17 protein-coding genes are annotated in these 19,335 nt (G+C 68.0%); 10 read left to right on the forward strand and 7 right to left on the reverse strand.

All coding sequences use genetic code 11. From position 1 onward, the window contains the following. The 4 genes from ENSA7_RS41405 to ENSA7_RS42880 all read right to left on the reverse strand — a co-directional run. The coding region (locus ENSA7_RS41405; RefSeq protein WP_342352861.1) for a DnaJ domain-containing protein at positions 1-257 on the reverse strand (257 nt) is incomplete at its 3' end. A 371-nt stretch (positions 258-628) separates the two neighbouring features. Continuing rightward, positions 629-937, reverse strand: a complete 309-nt coding sequence (locus ENSA7_RS41410; protein ID WP_244924084.1) for a protein kinase domain-containing protein — start codon at positions 935-937, stop codon at positions 629-631. A 152-nt stretch (positions 938-1,089) separates the two neighbouring features. Next, on the reverse strand, positions 1,090-2,805 hold the full coding sequence (locus tag ENSA7_RS41415; protein ID WP_106094956.1) for a vWA domain-containing protein: 1,716 nt from the start codon (positions 2,803-2,805) through the stop codon (positions 1,090-1,092). 200 nt (positions 2,806-3,005) lie between these two features. Continuing rightward, positions 3,006-3,476 carry an AgmX/PglI C-terminal domain-containing protein gene (locus tag ENSA7_RS42880; protein ID WP_146158755.1) on the reverse strand — a complete coding sequence of 157 codons (471 nt, stop codon included), beginning with the start codon at positions 3,474-3,476 and terminating at the stop codon, positions 3,006-3,008. Positions 3,477-3,580: 104 nt separating this feature from the next. Between ENSA7_RS42880 and ENSA7_RS41430 the strand changes: the two genes are divergently transcribed. Continuing rightward, a complete protein-coding gene (locus tag ENSA7_RS41430; protein WP_106094959.1) occupies positions 3,581-4,525 on the forward strand; it encodes a hypothetical protein in 945 nt (314 codons plus the stop codon). Between the two features lie 117 nt (positions 4,526-4,642). Continuing rightward, the gene (locus tag ENSA7_RS41435) at positions 4,643-5,173 is read left to right on the forward strand and encodes a hypothetical protein (protein ID WP_106094960.1); all 531 of its coding nucleotides are present in this window, start codon (positions 4,643-4,645) and stop codon (positions 5,171-5,173) included. 56 nt (positions 5,174-5,229) lie between these two features. On the opposite strand, the gene ENSA7_RS41440 is transcribed toward ENSA7_RS41435, so the two are convergent. Next, positions 5,230-6,984 carry an IgGFc-binding protein gene (locus tag ENSA7_RS41440; RefSeq protein ID WP_146158756.1) on the reverse strand — a complete coding sequence of 585 codons (1,755 nt, stop codon included), beginning with the start codon at positions 6,982-6,984 and terminating at the stop codon, positions 5,230-5,232. A 124-nt stretch (positions 6,985-7,108) separates the two neighbouring features. On the opposite strand from ENSA7_RS41440, the gene ENSA7_RS41445 reads away from it, so the two are divergent. From ENSA7_RS41445 to ENSA7_RS41455, 3 genes are all read left to right on the forward strand, one after another. Further along, positions 7,109-8,662 (forward strand): hypothetical protein, encoded by a 1,554-nt coding sequence (locus tag ENSA7_RS41445; protein ID WP_106094962.1) that lies wholly within the window; start codon positions 7,109-7,111, stop codon positions 8,660-8,662. An 84-nt stretch (positions 8,663-8,746) separates the two neighbouring features. Continuing rightward, complete coding sequence (locus ENSA7_RS41450; protein ID WP_244924085.1) at positions 8,747-10,483, forward strand: DUF2330 domain-containing protein; 1,737 nt, start codon at positions 8,747-8,749, stop codon at positions 10,481-10,483. Between the two features lie 212 nt (positions 10,484-10,695). Continuing rightward, a complete protein-coding gene (locus ENSA7_RS41455) occupies positions 10,696-12,480 on the forward strand; it encodes a DUF2330 domain-containing protein (protein WP_106094964.1) in 1,785 nt (594 codons plus the stop codon). An 88-nt stretch (positions 12,481-12,568) separates the two neighbouring features. Here ENSA7_RS41455 and ENSA7_RS41460 read toward each other — a convergent pair whose 3' ends face one another. Continuing rightward, positions 12,569-13,333 carry an LON peptidase substrate-binding domain-containing protein gene (locus ENSA7_RS41460; RefSeq protein ID WP_106094965.1) on the reverse strand — a complete coding sequence of 255 codons (765 nt, stop codon included), beginning with the start codon at positions 13,331-13,333 and terminating at the stop codon, positions 12,569-12,571. Positions 13,334-13,441: 108 nt separating this feature from the next. Continuing rightward, on the reverse strand, positions 13,442-14,017 hold the full coding sequence (gene folE / locus ENSA7_RS41465; protein ID WP_181234655.1) for a GTP cyclohydrolase I: 576 nt from the start codon (positions 14,015-14,017) through the stop codon (positions 13,442-13,444). A 176-nt stretch (positions 14,018-14,193) separates the two neighbouring features. On the opposite strand from folE, the gene rpsU reads away from it, so the two are divergent. From rpsU to ENSA7_RS41485, 5 genes are all read left to right on the forward strand, one after another. Next, the gene (gene rpsU, locus ENSA7_RS41470) at positions 14,194-14,478 is read left to right on the forward strand and encodes a 30S ribosomal protein S21 (protein WP_106094967.1); all 285 of its coding nucleotides are present in this window, start codon (positions 14,194-14,196) and stop codon (positions 14,476-14,478) included. Positions 14,479-14,542: 64 nt separating this feature from the next. Continuing rightward, positions 14,543-15,166, forward strand: a complete 624-nt coding sequence (locus tag ENSA7_RS44900; RefSeq protein WP_181234657.1) for a hypothetical protein — start codon at positions 14,543-14,545, stop codon at positions 15,164-15,166. Beyond that, complete coding sequence (locus tag ENSA7_RS41475) at positions 15,163-16,188, forward strand: endonuclease/exonuclease/phosphatase family protein (RefSeq protein ID WP_181234659.1); 1,026 nt, start codon at positions 15,163-15,165, stop codon at positions 16,186-16,188. The genes ENSA7_RS44900 and ENSA7_RS41475 overlap by 4 nt, the downstream gene beginning before the upstream one ends. A gap of 170 nt (positions 16,189-16,358) precedes the next feature. Continuing rightward, a complete protein-coding gene (locus ENSA7_RS41480; RefSeq protein WP_146158757.1) occupies positions 16,359-17,654 on the forward strand; it encodes a hypothetical protein in 1,296 nt (431 codons plus the stop codon). A gap of 334 nt (positions 17,655-17,988) precedes the next feature. Continuing rightward, positions 17,989-19,320, forward strand: coding sequence for a hypothetical protein (locus ENSA7_RS41485; protein WP_106094970.1), 1,332 nt, complete (start codon positions 17,989-17,991; stop codon positions 19,318-19,320). Positions 19,321-19,335 lie beyond the last annotated feature (15 nt).

Consider the following 19,335-nt stretch of genomic DNA (forward strand, 5'->3'; position numbering starts at 1 on the left):
AGGTGGCGCGCTTCCGCCCGAGGTAGGTGGGCTTCCAAGATCGCGGTCACGGTCTCTTCGATCAACGCCGACCCGACAACGCGAGCGTCGTAGTCCGCCCGGGCGGCGGGATCGATCAGCACCGCGCGGGCCTTCTCGAGCACCCGAACTCGGCCTGGTTCGGCCCGCCGCAGTTCTCGCTGGTAGGCGTTCTCGATCTCGTCGCGCTCCGCCTCCGGGCCTACTCCGAGGATCGCGTAGTAGTCGACGTCACTCATGCTGCCGCCGCCATCGTCTCGCGGCAGCGACGCGCTCACAACCCGAGGCGCCAGACGAGTCATCGACCCGCGCGGGACAGCGAGCCGTTCGGGTTGCAACGGCGTTGCGCGGGGCAGCATTGCTCATCGTGCCGACCGGCCGGACGGCAGAAAACCCAGCGGTCGAGCCGCGTGCGTCGGCGGTGCGACGCTTTCCTTGCCAGCCACCAGCTGGCGGAAGGAAAGCATCATGTTCATCAAGCTACAGGTACTACTCACGTTCTTCGCGACGCTCACTGCCACCAGCGGGGGCCCCCTGATCTGTGTGACCTCGTCTACACAGACACGGGCAAGCCGCTCCTCTGCGAGCCTCACCGCGACGGTGCGCCGATCTACGACGACACCGTGTGCTGTGAGGGTCGCAGCTGTTCGCCTGCTCGGGGTGGTTCGTGCCACGGGTGAGCCCTTCTACTGCGAGCTCGGGGAGGTGCGGGCTCGAGATCGGCGATCCGCGGTCGGCCATCACTACCAAAGATGATGTTGTTGGGCTTGAGGTCGCGGTGCAGGATCCCGGCGGCGTGGATCGCCGCGAGCCCCTGACCGATCTGGACGATCATCTCCAACCTCGGCTCCCACGCCCGCGGGAGGTCCTGCTGATCGAGCGTCCCGGCCTCGATGTACGGAAGCACTTTCGTCGTCATTTCAACCGTTGCAGCTTCGCGTTGACCGAGCGCGGTCTGCCCTGGCTGCACACCCAAACTCCCCGCCGCGAGCGCGGCCGTCGACGGGCTCTGAGAGCCCGCTTTTGTATGCCTGCGAGCCCACGTCATCTGTGGGGGTCATATCCAGCCCCCTACCCGCCGATGCCGGGGCAGGTGACGTCGGCGAAGTCGGCGAGCGAGCAGGTCGCCGAGATCGAGGTGCCACCGGCCGCCGGGAATCCGGGGCGCCGGGCGACCTTGAACTCCAGGTTGTAGTTCAGGTCCAGGCACTCTTGCGACATGTCGTCGGCGGTGGAGGTGGTCAGGTCCGAGTCGTCAGTGAGCAGCACGTAGCAGACGTTCGCGCTGGCGGAGGGCATCGTATAGTCGTCGGTGCCCGCGTCGATGACGTAGCCATTGGCGTCGCGCAAGCACTCCTCGATCTTCACGTCGTTGTTGTCGCCGGGTGGGTCTTCCTCGACGTTGCACTCGGGCTCGACGATGTCCGTGGAGGCGTCGGTGTCCTTGACGCAGTTGGCGTAGCAGGCCGGCTGGATCTGCTCGCGAATCTCGTCGGCGATCGCCTCCATTGCGAATGAGTAGTCCTGCTGGCAGATCGAGAACATGTTGCCGGGCGTGAACTCATTGACGAGGTCGCGCAAGCGCACGGGCGGGACCGCTTGCACGGGCTCGGCCGGGTTGATCGGGTTGGGCGCCTCGCAGCCCGGCCCGATGCCGAAGCTGTTTTGGAACATGGGGTTGGTGCCGCTGACGTCGCCGTAGAAGGGCGTGCCGTCCGACGCCACGCCGCCGATCAACCCGACGATGACCTCTTGCTCGGCGTAGACCTCCTGCTTTTGCTTCTCGAGGCCGTCGAGCAAGCCGATGTAGCGGCTCATGGGATGCAGCACCGCGTCTTTGTTGTCGACGCCGACGTTGCCGTCGACGTCCTTGTTGACGGCGTTGCACGCGTCGTAGTTGCTGGGGTCACCCTCGCAGTCCACGCCCGCGTTCCAGCACACGGCTGAGGTCGGGAACGAGGCGCCCGGATCCGACCAGAACACGCGGTTGCCGTCTTGCTCGAAGATCTCGGCGAAGCTCTTGTTGTACGAGCAGTCGGCCTCGTCGGTCACGAACACGACCGCCAGGATCGCGCTGGCGCGCAGGAACCCGTAGCTGCCGACCTCCTCGGCGTTCTGGGCCCGGATCAGCGCGAGGTACATCGACTCGAGCTGCGACTCGAACCCGCAGCCGTTGATGCCCTGCGGACCAAAGCACTTGAACGCCTCTTCGGTGCTGGTGCTGTCGGGGATGTTCTTCTTGCCCTCGATGTTCTCGAGCCACTTTCGCGGCTTGGGCGTGCTGTCGTAGTCGGTCGTGGTCGGCAGGATCTCGAGCGCGGTCGCGTCGAGGGTGCAGATGTCGTTGCAGGCGAGATCGGTCACGTCGGTCTCGCCATTGTTGAAGATGAAGTCGCCAATTCGCGACTTGCACGAGCTCAACACCAGGTTGCCGGCCTCGGGCGTGGTCGTGCCCGGCGGACACCACGGGTTGCCGTTGTCGGAGGTGGTGATGCCGAGCCGGTAGTTGGCCTCGACGTCGTCGGCCTCGAGCTTCTGGATGAACGCGCCGAAGTTGTTGGCGAGGATCGCCTGCTCCTCACCCATTGAGCCGGAGTTGTCGATCACGAACAGGATGTCGACGTCTTTGTTGACCGTCAGCTGGACCGGGCGGGTCTTCTCTTCGCCCTTCTCGAGCTCGACCGGCTTGAGGGGATGGTTGAGGCAGCCGCTGGTCATGGTCATGGCCATGGCCATGGCGCAGCCGGTGAAGAGAGTGAACGTGGATCCAAGGCTGAGGCGTGACATGGTTGGTTGCTCCGACGACGCTGGTCGATGAGGTGAGCGTGGTCATTGGGACCACGACCGCGCTGTGTTTGAGCAAGGTTGGTACCAATCGGATGGCTCGAGGATCTTCAATGATCCCGGGGGAGTCCGCGCGGGAGGGCGGCATTTGCACGTCAACTGGGTTGGCAGTGAGTGGGCGATCTGCCAACTCGAGAGCCCGCTCAGATCGCCACGAACTTGGCCGAGAAGGTGACCTCGGATGCCGCCGTTCCGCCCTGTTGGCCAAAGATCCAGCTCCCGATCTCGACGCGCACACAGGCTGAGACGGCCTCGCTGTCGACGGTGTCGGACTCGATGACGACGCTGCTGACCTCGCCGCTGGGCTCGATGGTGATCGTGTAGGTCATCTTGCCGGCCAAGGTGGCGTCGTCGCGCAGCGCAGCCTCGTAGCAAGCTTGAAGATCGGGGAGATAGGTCTGGATCGATGCACGCAGCGACTGCTTGGCGTCGGCGTCCGGTTCGGGCGCGGCCGCGGGCTCGGGCTCGGGCTCGGGCTCGGGCTCGGGCGCGGGCGCGGGCGCGGGCGTGGGCCTTGGCTGGGATTCCGGCTCGCTGGTCTTCGCCGTCGGCTTGGCGCAGGCGGCCAGCACGGCGGCGACCGTGAGCGTGACGATCCAGTCTCGCGTGAGCATGGCGTCGATCGTACGCGACCGTCAGCGCCCAGTCCCGAGCCCAGTCCCGAGCACGCAGGTGGGGACAAGACCTGCGCCCGCGCGCTACGCTGGTCGACCTCGCCATGCGCCGACCTTGCTCCTCGCTGATCTGCCTGTTCTCGACGCTCATGGCGACCGCCTGCACCGAGGCGCCCGGGGACGCCGACGCTGACACCAGCGTCGTCGAGCCCGGCGAGCTCGACGGCGCGTGCCAGCTCAACGAGCGAGTCGGCCTGTTCAGCGTGGTCCACGAGGCCAACTACTCCGCGGTCGACGGCGAGCTCACCGAGGCCGTGATCCCGGCGACGATCGTGCAAGCGACGATCACCGAGGGCGGCTGCCAGCTGCTCACGCGCGATAACCCATTTTGCGATCCGCCGTGTGGCGCGGGCGAGGCCTGCACCCACGCGGGGACCTGCATCCCGTATCCGGCCAAGCGCGACACGGGCACGGTCACGATCGACGGCCTCGAGGTCGGCGTGGTCATGCAGCCGCGCGCGGACAAGCGCTACTTCGAGACCACCCTGCCGCACCCCGTGTTCAGCCCGGGCACGGCGATCCGCCTGACCAGCAGCGGCGGCGAGGTCGGCCCGCTCGAGCTCAGCGGCCGCGGGTTCGCGCCGCTCGAGCTGTCCACGACCACCTGGGTCGCCCAGGCGGGCCAGCCTCTGGTCGTCGATTGGGTGGCCGAGGACGACGGCGAGGCTCGCTTCTATCTGACGATCAACGTCGACCAGCACGGCATCTCGCCCGCCACGCTGGTGTGCGAGGGCCCCGACAGCGGCAGCTTCGAGGTGCCCGCGACCGTGATCGACGCGCTCTTGTCCGCGGGGATCTCGGGGTTTCCCACGGGTCACGCGTACCGTCGCACGGTCGACTCGGTCGAGTCCGACGACGGCTGCGTGGAGTTTCAGGTCCGCTCGCACCGCGACGCCACGCTCGAGGTCAGCGGTCACACGCCCTGCACCGCCGACCCCGACTGCCCAGACGGCCAGACCTGCGACCTCGCCAACCAGACCTGTGTGTAGCGCGGGCCTGAATCGCGGTAAAATCGCTGATCAATTCGGTCGAGACCCATGATCGATGACCGAGCCCTGGGGCACACTGTAACCGTGCGTTTGCCTAAAGGACTCCTCCTCGTTGCGTTGACCGCCACCCTCACGCTCGCCGCTGGCGATGCGCTCGCCACTGGATCGGGTGGTGGCGACACCGGTGGGGGCGACCCTGGCGACTTCACGTCGGCATGGTTCATCGCGCCGCTGCCCAACGCTGCGTACGAGGGCGCGCCCGTCACGATCGACGCGGAGATCGGGGTTCACCAGGGTACGGATGGCGATCCGCTCGCGACGGTCGAGGTGTTCGTCGGTGGGGAGTCGATCGGCTCGCAGCCCTGCGCTGACGGCTGCACCTTCCCGGACATCGAGCTCGGCAAGGGCGTACACCTGTTCGAGCTGGTCGCCGACACCGGTTTCAGCACCAGCGTGTCGGTCTACGTCGACGAGGATCCCCCGCAAGATCCCGTCGACACTGGCCAGGATGAGGACGGCGGGGCCACCAGCGAAGGCGGCGGCGAAGGGGGCAACGGCTGCAGCGTGGGCGACCAGCCGATCTCGCCGTGGGCCCTGATGACGCTGCCGCTGTTGTTGCTGATCCCAGGCGTTCGCCGCCGGGACTGAGCCCGGGGACCACCACGCGGAACCGGCCCGCCACGCGGGTACGAAACGCCGCGCGGCTACGGGATGAAGATCACCTCGGCCTTCATGCCGCCCATGTACCCGTACCCGGCCGAGTTCTGCTCGGCGCTGATGAAGTCCGAGTAGCCGTACTGCACGATGCCGAACGAGCCGGTGCTCTGAATCTCGTGGGGGCCCTCGGCGATCAGCACGGTGGCGATCTCCCAGTCCCCGACCGGTGACCAGCCCGTGACGGTGGCGCCGTCGAGCATCACGTCGGCGGTGCCGCTCTCGCGGATCACCTGCACGTAGTGCTGCGTGTAGTTCTTGCCGGTCGAGAACACGTAGCGATCCAGGAACTGCGCGGTCGGGACCATCTGGATCATGGCCGGCGAGCCGGTGTCGTTGGCGTTGTCGTGGTGGCCGGTCACGTACTGCACGGGCATGAACGCGCCGTTGCCCTCGAACAGGAGATCCGTGCCGGTCGGGACCACGATCTCTTGCCAGTCGCCGCGCGCGTCCAGGTGGATCGGCGTGCCGGGCTGGGGCGGGGTCACGTTGATCGTGATGTCGTCATCACCCGCGAACACCCGCCAGTAGTGTTGCTCGGCGCCGCGCACTGGCGAGGCCGGGCCCACGTACTGCTGGCCCCAATAGTCCAGCGGCAGGTTCTGCTCCATCGCAAAGTCCGAGCCGTAGTTGCAGCTGGTGTCGGCCACGTCGTTGCAGCCGGGGACCACGCCACCACACCAGGGCAGCCGCAGGACGCGGACCGCCGAGACCAGCCAGATCGGCTTGTCCGCCGAGACCACGGTGCCCGAGAGATCCTGCTCGCACTTGAGCCGGTCGTACTTGATCGAGGTGTCGATCCGGATGTTGTCGTAGCGGTTGAGTTTCTGTGTGCCGCTGTCGTTGGCCTCGACGAAGTCGAGCGGCCACCCGTTGCCCGCCGTCTCGACGCTGGGGCGCCAGGTCACCGTGGTCTCGTCGTGCAGCGCGATGACGGTGAAGTAGTTGGGGGTCTGCCACGCGCCGTGGCTGTAGACCACGTAGTCGCTCTGCATCACGTTCTCGGGCAGCAGCAGGGTCGAGCCGTTGGAGTTTTGCCCCTCGTAGGGGGCGTGCAGGTACGCGACCACGGGCAGATCGCTGACCGCGTGATAGACCACGCCCGAGCGGAACAGCGACGTGTCCTGCTCACCCTGGTAGATCGTGATCTCGGGATCGAGCAAGAAGGTGTGCTGCTCGCCGGGCGGGATCACGACCGGACCCTGAACGACCTCTTCTTTGTTGCTGCCGTAGGACACGAAGCGCAGCTCCACTGTCGCGTCCCGGTCGATCTGCGGGTTGCCGACCACGATCGCGTCGGACGGCTTCTCGGTCACGTTGAAGGGCAGCGTGGCCTGATACATGCTCGTGGTGAAGAACGAGCAGCCCTCCGACGACGAGGAGCCCTCGAGCTTCTCGCAGGGCCCCGCGCACACGGTGATGGTCTCGCCCTCCACGTTGGTGATCGTGGGATCGCACTGCTCGTAGCCCTCGCACGGGACCTGCTCCCACGAGAGCCCGGTCGGCTCGCAGATCTCGAGGGTGTCGAGGTCGGCGCAGCGGGTCTCGCCGGGCATGCAGATGATCTGCGGGCTCTCGTCGCCCTCATCACCGTCGCCGTCGCCGCTGGTGTCGCCGTCGCCGTCGCCGTCTCCGCTGCCGTTGTCGGCGCTCGGCGGGTCTTGGCAGCCCCATGTGCTCGCGGCCAGGAGTAACAGCGGCGCGATTAGGCGCAGGGTTCGGGGCTCGAGCAAGGTAAGACGCATCACCCACGATCGATAGCACGAGGGCGTGGGTGTCCGCACCGACTTGTTGCCGCCCCGCTTGCGCCAGGACCGGCCGGCCGGGCACGCTCGGCGCCCGTAGTGCACGCCTAGCCCCTCGAGCCCCGTGTCGCAGTCCCCCCTCACCGTCCGCGCCCTCGCGCGCCAGCTGCTCGCCCGCCTGCGCGAGCACCCGCGCGGATCGGCGCTGGCGCTGGCCTTGACGTGCACCTTCGCGTTCTTCGTCGGGCCGCCCGCCTGGAACCAAAATTCGCGCTTGGCCCTGACCCGGGCGCTCGTCGAGCACGGCAGCGTGAAGATCGACGACTGGCATGTCACGACCGGCGACAAGAGCTTCCGCGACGGACACTTCTACAGCGACAAGGCGCCGGGCACGTCGCTGCTCGCGACGGTGCCCTACGCCGGCTTCTACCTGGCGCGGCGGGCGACCGGCGGCGAGCTGCCGAGCGTGCGCGTCGAACCGCTGGATCCGGCGATCGAGCTCGCCGGTCTCACGCCGACACCAGAGCAGCGCGAGCCCGGCGACGTGCTGGTCTACAACCCTGCGAGCCTGGTCGCGCTGTGGCTGTGCCGGATGTTCGCGGTCAGCCTGCCCACGCTGTTGGCGGGCGCGCTGTTTTACCTGCTGATGTTGCGCGAGCTCGGTGAGGATCGACGCGCCGCGACCTGGGCCACGCTGGCGTGGTTGCTGGCCACGCCTGCGCTCGGCTACGCCTGCGGCTTTTACGGGCACCAGCTCGTCGCCGACCTGCTCGTCGCCAGCTTCGCGCTGGTCGTGCTCAGCGACACCCACGAGCGGGTCGCGGCGTGGCTGCCGATCCTCGTCGGCGCCCTGCTCGGATGGGCGGTGCTGTGCGAGTACACGGCCGCGATCCCGGTCGCGCTGATCGTCGTGTGGGCCAGCTGGCGGCGTGGCGCTCGGTTTGGCGCGTGGGTCTGTGCTGGCGGGCTGCCGTGGGCGCTGGCCCTGGCCGGCTACCACGCGTGGGCGTTTGGGGGCCCGCTGAAGACCGGCTACGACTTCGTGTACCTCGACGAGTTCGCCGCCGGGATGGCCGTGAACTATGGGATCGGGCGGCCCAGTCTGGCCGTGCTCGGGCAGCTGTTGTTCGGCAGCTACCGGGGCCTGTTCTACCTCTCGCCCGTGCTGTTGCTCGCGGCCTGGGGGCTGGGGCTGCGGATCCTCGCGGGGCCCAGCGCGCTGGTCGATCCAGGCTCGGCCACCCCAGCTCCCCACGCCCCGCTGCGGCGCGGCGACCTGCTGCTCGGGCTCGCGATCATCGCGTGGTACCTGCTGCTCAACAGCGGCTATTACATGTGGGACGGCGGCGCGTCGCTGGGCCCCCGCCACGCGGTCCCGATGTTGGCCTTTTTGGCAGTTGGGTTCGGTCCCGCGCTTCGGCGGGTCCCGTGGGCGACCGCGGTCCTCGGCGCCGTGGCCTGTCTACAGATCGTGCTGATCACCGCCGCCGGCCCCGAGGCGCCAAGTCACGGCAACCCGATCTGGGCGTACGCGGTTCCAAAGCTGTTTGCGGCCAGTTCTCCGGGCACAGCCACGACCTTGGGCCGGCTGCTGGGGCTCCCGGGCCCGCTGAGCCTGCTGCCTCTGGTTGCGCTGTGGTGGCTGCTGTGGCCGAATCGAGCGGAGGGTGACGACTGAGCAGCTGCGCTGATCTGATCGGATCAATGCCGACGTGGCACACCCGGAGTACCCCCGAAAGCAAATCCAATGACGAAAAATAGTTTGACTTCCCTCGCTGCCCTGATTGTCGCCCCCGCCCTCGGCCTCGCGCTGCCCATGCTGCTCCCCGGCAGCGCCCAAGCCTGCGGCGGGACCTTCTGTGACGCCGGGCCAACGTCGATGCCCGTCGACCAGACCGGCGAGAACATCCTGTTCAAGATCGGGGCCGACTTCGTCGAGGCCCACATCCAGATCCAGATCGATCCCAGCACCCCAGCCGACGCGTTCGCGTGGGTGATCCCGGTGCTCTCGGTCCCCGAGTTCTCGGTCGGCTCGCAGATCCTGTTTGACAACATGCTCAACGGCTCGGTGCCGAGCTACGGGCGCACCTTCACCAGTGACATGTGCGCGCCGCCGCCCGACAACAACAACGCCGACGAGGGGGCCCTGAGCACCGGCGGCGACGACTTCGGCGGCGAGACGGGCGGCGACGCCGGCGACGGCGACCCCGGCGGCCCGGACGTCGTGTTCAAGGGCAGCGTCGGCGCGTTCGAGATCGCCGTGCTCGAGGGCGGCACGGTCGAGGGCGTCATGCAGTGGCTGGGTGACAACGGCTACCAGCAAGATCCCAACGCCGAGCCGATCCTCGCCAGCTACCTCGAGGACGACTTCAAGTTCGTCGCGCTCAAGCTCGGCGTCGAGGCCGGGGTCGAGGACGTGCACCCGATCGTCATTCGCTACAGCGGGACCGAGCCCTGCGTGCCGATCCGGCTCACGGCGATCGCCGCGGCCGACGACATGGACATCCGTACCTTCTTCCTGGGCGACGCCCGGGTGGTCCCGGTCAACTACCGCCACGTGCTCATCAACTCGCTGAAGATCGACTGGTTCAGCGACGGCGGAAACTACAAAGAGGTCATCGCCATGGCCGTCGACGCGCAGGAGGCCGACGGCAACGCGTTCGTGACCGAGTACGCGGGCGACAGCAGCGTGATCTCGCTCAATGGCGTCTACAACCAGAATTGGGATCCGGCCCCCTACGCCGCGCTCGTCGACAGCCCGATCGGCGCGTTCGAGCAGCTGTCCGCCGACTCGCTGCTGTACTGCGAGCCCGACTTCGAGAGCAACTGCGTGGGTCTGCACCCGCTGATCATGCCGATCCTGGCCGAGTACATCCCGGTCCCGAACGGCGTCAGCGAGGCGGAGTTCTACGCCGACATGGAGTTCTACGTCGATCAGATCGATCTGACGGTGTGGGACGCCGCCGCGTTCTCGGCCACGCTCGACGAGCGGATCTTCAAGCCCGGCGCCCACGCGGTCGACCTCGTCCAGCAAAACCCCTACCTGACCCGCATGTACACCACGATCTCGCCGAGCGAGATGAACGTGGATCCGATCTTCCGGTCCAACGCCACGCTGCCCGAGGTCGACAATGTCCGGCAGGCGACCCAGCGCACGCTGTGCGACGGTGGCCGGTTGGTCACGCTGCCCGACGGCCGCGAGGTCTACTTCCCCGTTGACGAGCCGTTCGTCTGGCCGAGCTTCCAGGACGAGATGCCGTGGGACGAGGACATCGACCAGGACGGCATGGCCGCCGACGCGCCGCTGATCAACCTCGTGGACAACACCGAGAAGATCAACGAGCTGCTCAGCGCCTACAACAAGGAGCGTGGCTACGGGGACATCCCGACTGGCTGCGGCTGCAGCTTGGCGCCCGCTGGCCCCGCTGGCGGGGTCGCGTTTGGGCTGGCGACGCTCGGGTTGTTTGGCCTCGTCCGTCGCCGTCGTCGGCAGTCGTAGCCGCAGCCGTAGCCGTAGCCGCGCAAACGGCGCGGCCTGAGCCGTCCTCGAGCTAGAGCCACGGCTTCAGTCGGGGACGCTCGCATCTGCGGGCCTGACCGTTCAAATCAACGTTTAGCGCGGATCGGCTGAGATACTGGCGATCGAGACGATCGGATCCAGCCGGCCGTGGCACAAGAGAGTCACTTAGCTTCCTCCCGGAGACCACCATCATGTCCAATCCCCTTCGATTTGCATCTCTCGCGGCCTGCTCGGCGCTCGCCATCGCCGCCCCCCTCCTCCTCCCCAGCCAAGCCGAAGCTTGCGGTGGCAACTTCTGCGACAGCGGCCCGACCACGATGCCCGTCGATCAGACCGGCGAGAACATCCTGTTCAAGATCGGTGACGACTATGTCGAGGCGCACATCCAGATCCAGATCGACCCCGAGACCAGCGCCGAGAAATTCGCGTGGGTGATCCCGGTCTCCGCGCTGCCCGAGTTCTCGGTCGGCTCGCAGTTCTTGTTCGACAACATGCTGGCCGGGTCGGTGCCCAGCTACGGCGTGCAGAACCAGAGTGACTTTTGCGGCGACGGTGGTGACGACTCCGGTGACGGCGCCGCCAACAGCACGGGCGGCGACGAGGGCGGCGATCCCGGCGGCGACGGCGACGGCGACGAAGGCGGTGGCCCCAACCTCGTGGCCAAGGGCAGCGTCGGCGCGTTCGACTACGCGGTGCTCGAGGGCGGCACGGTCGAGAGCGTCATGCAGTGGCTGGGGGACAACGGCTACCAGCAAGATCCCAACGCCGAGCCGATCCTCGCCACCTACCTCGAAGAAGAATTCCTGTTCGTCGCGCTCAAGCTCGGCGTCGAGACCGACCTCGCCGACATCCATCCGATCGTGATCCGCTACGACGGCGTGGAGCCCTGCGTGCCGATCCGGCTCACGGCGATCGCCGCGGCCGACGACATGGACATCCGCACCTTCTTCTTGGGTGACGCCCGCGTGGTCCCGGTCAACTACCGCCACGTGCTGATCAACTCGCTGAAGCTCGACTGGTTCAACAACGCCAGCAACTACAAAGAAGTGATCTCGATGGCCGTCGACGCGCAAGAGGCCGACGGCAACGCGTTCGTGACCGAGTACGCCGGCGACAGCAGCGTGATCTCGCTGGCCGGTGTCTACGACGCGAGCTGGGACCCGGCGCCCTACGCCGCGCTGGTCGACAGCCCGATCGGCGCGATTGACCTGCTGACCCAGCAGAACCTGCTGTTCTGCGACCTCGAGTGGGACTTCGTCTGCACCCCCTTGCACCCGCTGCTGCAGGGCGCCCTCGACCAGTTCATCCCGGTCCCGCAGGGCGTCGATCCGGTCGAGTTCTACGACTGCCTCGAGTGCTTCGTCGACGACATCGATCTGACCGCGTGGGACTCGGTCGAGTTCGCGGCCATGCTCGACGAGCGCATCTTCAAGCCGGGCCTACGCGCGCAGAACTTGGTGCTGGACAACCCCTACTTGACCCGCATGTACACCACGATCTCGCCGAGCGAGATGAACGCGGACCCGATGTTCCGGTCCAACTCCACGCTGCCCGACGTCGCGCCACAGCGGCTCGGTACCCAGACCCTGCACTGCGACGGCAGCACCACCTTCGAGCTGCCCGACGGCCGCCAGGTGTACTTCCCCGCGGGTGACCCGCTGGTGTGGCCCGAGTTCCAGGACGAGATGCCCTGGGACGAGGACATCGACCAGGACGGCATGGCCAACAACGCGCCGCTCATCAACCTGGTCGACAACACCGAGCGCATCAACGAGCTGCTCGACGCGTACAACCAGGGCAAGGGCATGGACGGCAACGGCAACGACGGCGACGGGGACGGCGACGCTGGGCTCGACGACGGCGGGCTCGCCAGCGGCTGTGGCTGCTCGGCTGGCGAAGACGAGCCGGTCGGCGGGGCGCTGCTTGGGTTCGCCGCGCTCGGCCTGATGGGCCTGGTCCGCAGGCGCCGCGGGTAACTTCTTAGTTGGACTGACGACCCTCGGGCGGGCGTCGACCTTGGTCGGCGCCCGCCTCGAGTGTTTAATGCGGCTACTGATCAACGCTCTAGTTCAGCGAGGAGACCGGGAACGAGCCCGACTCGCCGAGCACGTCGATCAGTGACTGCGCCCGCTCACTGAGCAGCTCGACCCGGATGTCGGCGTCTTCAGCCGACAGGCAGCGCTGCTGTAGACGCAGGTGCGGCATGGCCCCGCCGAGCGAGCGGCGACGCCGGGCGGCGCGCATGATCTCGACGCTGGGGACCAGGGAGGCGATCGCGTAGATGGTGACTCGCGGATCCTCGATCTCGAGCACGGTGAGGATCATCTGGCGGTCATCTTCGTCGAAGGTCTCGGCCATTCGCTCGACCTGCGCCTTGAGCACTTCGAGCGCGTGGGTGTCGCCAGGCTGCTGCTCGGGCAGCGCTTCGACGGCGACTCGGCGAAACCCGCCCTCTGCGGTGGCGAGCTCTTCTTGGACACGGACCCGACCCAGGCCCTCGAGCCGGACGAAGCGCCGACCGTCGGGCAGGCGCTGGTGCGCGATCAGCCGACCGATGCCGAGCACCGCCTCGATCGCAGGGCGCTCATCGCCCGGATCGTGGACCGGGAGCGCGAGATCCGACGGGTCTAGCAAGGTGGGGTCGGGCCGCAGCAGGGGCACGCCCAGGTGCATGCCGCCATCCAAGACATGGTCGATGAGATCGAGGTAGCGCGGCTCGAACACATTGAGCGGCAAGACCATGTTGGGCAGGAACACTACATTTGGGAGCGGAAAGATCGGCAACGCGGCGAGGATGTCCGGCGCCGGTAGTCGATCCAAGTCCAGCATTGCGAGGTGAGCCTAGACCTATCAGCAGGGGTTGGCGAGCAGAATCCGCTCACACGGTCGCTCGCCAAGCCCGCGCTTGCACGCTCAGTGCCGCGCGGCGCACACAGCTCACCCCCGCGAGATCAGCTGCGCCTGCAGGTCCGGACGGGTCTTGAGCTCGCCCCGGTACGAGGCGGTGACGACCCGGGCCCCGTGCTTGTCGTCGGGCACATTGAGACAGTTGTGCTGGCCCGTGATCACGCACGCGGCCCCGCGGGCGGACAGGTGCTGCATCAGCGCGTCGGCGATGTCGTTGCAGACCCGCTCTTGCAAGGTCAGCCGTCGCGTGAAGCAGTGCACCAGATCGCTGAGCCGTCCAAACCCGACGAGCTTGTCAGCTGGCAGGTAGCCGACCGTCGCCTGACCGACCCAGGGCATCAGGTGGTGGGGGCACATGCCGTGACAAGGGATGTCGCGCACGACCACCAGCTCGGTGTCGCCCTCTCCGAGCACGAGATCCCCGAGGATCGCGGCCGGATCTGCGTCGTAGCCGGACAGCACCAGCGTGTCCCACAGCCTCGCGACGCGCTTGGGCGTGCCAATTAGATCGCTGTGCTCGAGATCGAGATCGCACGCCCGCAACAACGCTTGAACCGCAGCTGCGAGCGCCTGCTCGCGGGGGGACACACTGCTCGAGTCGGTCACGGGGGCCAGTCTACGGGACGATCTGGAACCAGGCCCGACCCGGATCCCGATCTGGCCCGACGTGCGGCCTCACACGAACCTGCCAAGTTTTCGGAGGTACGGCCGCGTGTGGGCCCGTCCGCCCAGGCCACCGAGGTTGACGGGTTCTTGACGCGCGCCTATACCTCCGCTCCCTCATGTCCGAGTCTGAAGCGACGCCCCCCACCCCGACGATCGACACCTCCGAGCAGCACCTCCCGGTGCTCGGACGGCCCCTCGAGGTTCGCGTCGACGAGCGCGGCGTGGAGCGTGCGATCCGCAAGCTCCGTCGGCTCATGGCCAGCGAAGGTGTGCTCCGCGAGATCAAGCGGCGGCGCCATCACGAGAAGCCCAGCGTCAAGGGCAAGCGCAAGCTCCGTGAGGCCGAGCGTCGTCGTAAGCGCCGCCAGCGTAAGGGTCCGCCCCGCAGCGAGCGCATGTAAGTTCGCGCTCGGCCACGAGCCACGAGCTTGGCCGAACCACAAGCCAGCCTGTTAGTCTCGGTCGATGGACGCCCACCGGCTCGTGATCCAGCGGCTCTCCGAGGGCACGGTGCCGCCTGCGAGCGACGAGGTGTGGAGTGTCGATCCACCCGCGCTCGGCAGCGTGCGGCTGGTGTTTGGGGTTGGTTCGGAGCCCGAGCTCGAGCCGACCGCTGACGACTTCCACCCGGTCTACACAATCTCGATGCCCGTGTTCAGCCTCGGCGGGCTCGATCCAGACGGTGTCTACGAGTTCGACGCGGGCGCGCAGCTCGAGCTGCTGCGGTCACGCGCGACCCGGCGACGCTGGGGGCTGCGACTCGAGCTCGAGCTCGTGCAGGCCAGCGAGGCGCTCGCCGCCGCCGAGCTGTGGGTCGAGACGCCATGGACGACCGGGGATCCACGCCCGCTGATGCTGGGCCCCGAGCGCGGCACCCCACGCAGCGGCGGCGGCCGATCGCTGGTGCTCGCGAGCACGCCGGTCACCAGCGTCGACGCGGCGCGATCACTCGGCGGCACGTTCACGTTCATGCTGCGCGACGCGGATCCGCATGGCGGCGGCGCGGCCACGGTCGAGAGCTCGCGCTTGCAAGTTCAGCTGGATCTTCGCTGCTACGAGTTCGAGGCCGAGACCCACGATCGCGAGTGACGAACGGCGTGGCCGCCAAGCGAAAATCCAGGCGGCGGCCCAGCAAGCGCGAGCGTCGAAACCGTCAGCGCCTCGGCTTCGTGTTGCTCACGCTGATCGCCGCGTTGGTGTGGGCCTGGCTCGGTCAGGATCTGCGCGAGCTCAGCGGGATCTCGGGCACCGGTCCACCGCGCCGCGGCGACGCCGTTCGGGTGGTCAGCTGGAACCTCGCCAACTTCAGCGGCTCGAGCAGCGGACACGATCTCGAGCGCATGCGCGAGGTCATCGAGGAGCTCGACCCGGACGTGATCGCGGTCCAGGAGATCAAAGATCCCGAGGCCCTCGCCGCGCTGCTGCCCGACTGGGAGCTGCGGCTGTCGAGCAAGGGCGGCCGCGGACGCCAGCTGCTCGGCCTGGCCTGGCGGCCGGATCGCGTCGAGCTGCTCGACAGCGCCGAGCACCCCGAGCTGAGCATCAGCGGGCGGGTGCGTCCGGCCCTGTCGGCGTACCTGCGCGCCCGCGATGGTGGCCCCGATTTTTGGATCGTCGTGGTCCACCTCAAGGCCATGCCCGACAGCCTCCCGGTGCGGCGCGAGCAGTGGCCCGTGCTCGCCGAGATCGCACAGGGCTGCCTGACCCGCTCACCCGGCGCCGGTGATCGCGATCTGATCCTGATGGGCGACTTCAACAGCACCGGGTCACCCGGCCAGGGCTCGCGGGGCCCCGCGCTCGAGCAGGGCGAGCTCGCCGAGCTGCTCGGGCCGCTCAGCGTGCGGCGGCTCAGCAGCGCCACCGGGTGCTCCGCCTACTACGACGGGCAGCGGCGCGACGCCTGGAAGGAGCCGTCCGAGATCGACCTCGTGTGGGTCCGCGGGCTCGAGGAGTCACTCGACGCGAACACCGAGGTCCACAGCGGGACCCACTGCGCGGCGTCTCGCTGCGCGGACTTTCGCTCGACCGACGCCTATCCCGTGCGCGACTACGAGTCGGTCAGCGATCACTGCCCGGTCGTGCTCGACCTGCGCCGAGCTGATGACGACTGAGCGGTCCAGACGCGGAGCAAATTGACGCGTCCTCGCAATTTGCTCTGGGCCCGATCGTCGCGGCGGTCAGTCGAGGCGGCCCAAACCTGGACCCACGCCTGGTGACAGCGCGCTTCGTGTTGCGCCACCGGGTACCGCGTGGGAGTCTCGCGCGTCCCGGAGCGCAACTGATGAAACCGACTACGAAACGCATCCTCACCCTCTCGAGCTGTGGACTCTTCGCGGGCGTCAGCATGTCCGCCCTGCAAGGTTGTGATCCCGACGCAGGCGGCATCCCCGGCTGTGACATCTCGTGTCCGGCAGAGGGCATCGTCGAGGGCAACGCCAGCATCACGGGCATCGCCCAGGTCGACGCGTTCTTTGGTGCGGCCGTCGACGTCAGCGCTGCGGCCAAGGGCCTCAGCGGCACGCTTCGCGGTGAGCTCGACGCGATCGCGCTGTCGCTGGAGCTGCAGCCGGGCGCCGCCGGGGCCGACATCGCGGCTGCGATTCAGGCCAAGCTCGACTACGCCGTTTCCGGCGGTCTGAAGATCTCGTTCTCGCCGCCCAAGTGCGAGGCCTCCGTCGACGTCGCGATCTCGGCCGCCGCCGAGTGTGACGCCAACGTCGACCCCGGCAGCGCCAGCGTCTCGTGCGAGGGTGCCTGCGAGATCGAAGGCGGCGTCACGGCCTCATGCGACGCCAACGCCGAGCTCTCGTGCACGGGCACCGCCCCCGCGTTCGACTGCCAAGGCTCCTGCGAGGGCTCCTGCGAGCTCGAGGTCGAGGCATCGTGTGAAGGCACCTGTCGCGGTACCTGCAACGGCACCTGCTCGGTGACCAACGCCCAGGGCGACTGCGCGGGCGAGTGCATGGGCATGTGTCAGGGCACCTGCGAGCTCTCGGCGGGTGGCCAGTGCGGCGGCATGTGTACCGGCTCGTGCACCTACAAGCCCATGTCCGGCACCTGCGAAGCCGACGCCTCGGCCAAGTGCGAAGCCATGGCCGGCGCCAGCATCGAGTGCGACGCCCGCTGCGAGGGCGAGGTCACCCCGCCATCGGTCAGCGCCGAGTGTGAGGCCACCGTCGACGCCAAGGCCAACGCCAGCGTCGAGTGCAAGCCGCCCACGCTCGAGGTCACCTGGCAGTGGTCGGACGAGCTCGCGGCCGACGTGATGGCCCAGGCCGAGTTCAAGGCGTGGGTCCAGGGCTTCAAGACCCACACCGCCGTGATGCTCGCGGGCAAGACCAAGGCCGACATCTTGATCGAGTCACTCGGTGTGCTGGCCGACGCTGGCGCAGCTGCGCTGGGTGCCGCGACCGACATCGTCGGCTCCGCGGACATCGTCGGCACCTTCAAGCTGACCTCGTGCGGCGTGCCCCAGATCGAGCCCGCCGTCGGCATCATGACCAGCGCCGCCGCCGATCTCTCCGTGCAAGCGGACGCCTCCTTCGAGGTCTTCGCCGCCGTCGGGATTAATCCCTAGCCGCACGATGACACCGTTTGCGAGCGGGCCACAGACTGTGGCCCGCTCGTGCGATGTGGGGGTGGCCCTTTCTCTAGTCAGCGGCGGGTCCAGTGGCCGATCGACCAGTGATCGAGGCGCTTTGACCCATCCAGATCACATTCAGATCACTCACGCGCGGGACCACACACGCAACTCGCTGGAGCCATCTCAATTCTTCGCGCCTCGGGGCGTCATCCCCCATTGTCGAACGCCCACAGACAATGCGACTCTCCGGGGCAGCTCAGCGATCCCCCCGAGCTGAATTTTCCCCGATCGATCGAGAAGATCGGTCCCTACCGGAGCCTTTCCGACCATGGTCGACATCCAACAAAAGCCCTTCCTCCCCTTCCTCGCTTGTGGCCTGATCTCGGGCATTGCCATCGCATCCCCTGGATGTGACGCCGTCGGTGACCTCGCCGAGCAGTGCGGCCTCGTGTGCCCCGACACCGGCATCCTCGAAGGCAACGCGAGCATCTCTGGCACCGTCAGCATCGACGCCTTCTTCGGCGCCGTGGTCGATGTCCGCACCGCCGCCCTCGACGTCAGCGGAACCATCCGCGCCCAGCTCGAGGGCATCGCCGCCTCGCTCGGCATCGAAGGCTACGCCGAGCTCAGCCTCAGCGATCTCACCGCCGAAGTCACCGCCGAGCTCAACGCGAAGTTCAGCGCGACCCTCGAGGGTGGCATCAAGATCAGCTTCGAGCCGCCCAAGTGCGAAGCCAACGTCGAGCTCGCCGTCTCGGCCGCTGCCGAGTGCGACATCGAGGCCGACCCCGGCTCGATCGAAGCCAAGTGCATGGGCTCGTGCGAAGTCTCGGCCGAAGTGGCCGCCGAGTGTGAAGCCAGCGGCACCCTCGAGTGCACCGGCCAGGCGCCCAGCTTCGAGTGCAGCGGCTCGTGCTCGGGCGACTGCCAGCTCGAGGTCGCCGCCGCCTGTGAGGGCTCCTGCTCGGGTGCCTGCTCGGGCGCCTGCTCGGCCTGCACCGGTGGCAGCTGCAACGACGACGGCAACGGCGGCGTGACCAACTGCAACGGCACCTGCGAGGCGATGTGCCAGGGCACCTGCGAGCTCTCGGCCGGCGGCACCTGCTCGGGCCGCTGCGAGGGCGAGTGCACCTACATGCCGGCCATGGGCGGCTGTGAGGCCAACGCCACCGCCAAGTGCGACGTCTCGGCCATGGCCGACGTCGAGTGCCAGGGCAAGTGCGAAGGCAGCGTCGAGCCGCCCTCGGTCAGCGCCGAGTGCCAAGCCAGCGTGGAAGCCAAGGCCGAAGCCAGCGTCGAGTGCACCCCGCCGAGCCTCGCGGTCGAGTTCCAGTTCGCCGCCGGCCTCGACGCCGACGCGCAGGCCGAGTTCCGCATCTGGCTCGAGGGCTTCAAGGGCCGCTTCTCCGCCATGCTCGCCGCCTCGGCCAAGCTCGAGCGCGTGGGCATCGCTGCCCAGGGCCTGATCTCCGCCTCGGGCGGCGCGGTCGCGGACGTCGCGGGCAGCCTCTCGGTCAGCGGCGACCTCAAGGTCGCTATCGGGGCCGGCTGCGCCATCGCCGAGCTGAAAAACGTCACCACCGCCCTCGGCGAGGCCACCGGTGCCATCTCCGGCAGCGTCTCCGCCGTCGCCAGCGTCAGCGGCTCCGTCGGCGGCTGATCCCAGCGATCACCA

The sequence above is a fragment of the Enhygromyxa salina genome (assembly GCF_002994635.1).
Lineage (GTDB): Bacteria > Myxococcota_A > Polyangia > Nannocystales > Nannocystaceae > Plesiocystis > Plesiocystis salina_B.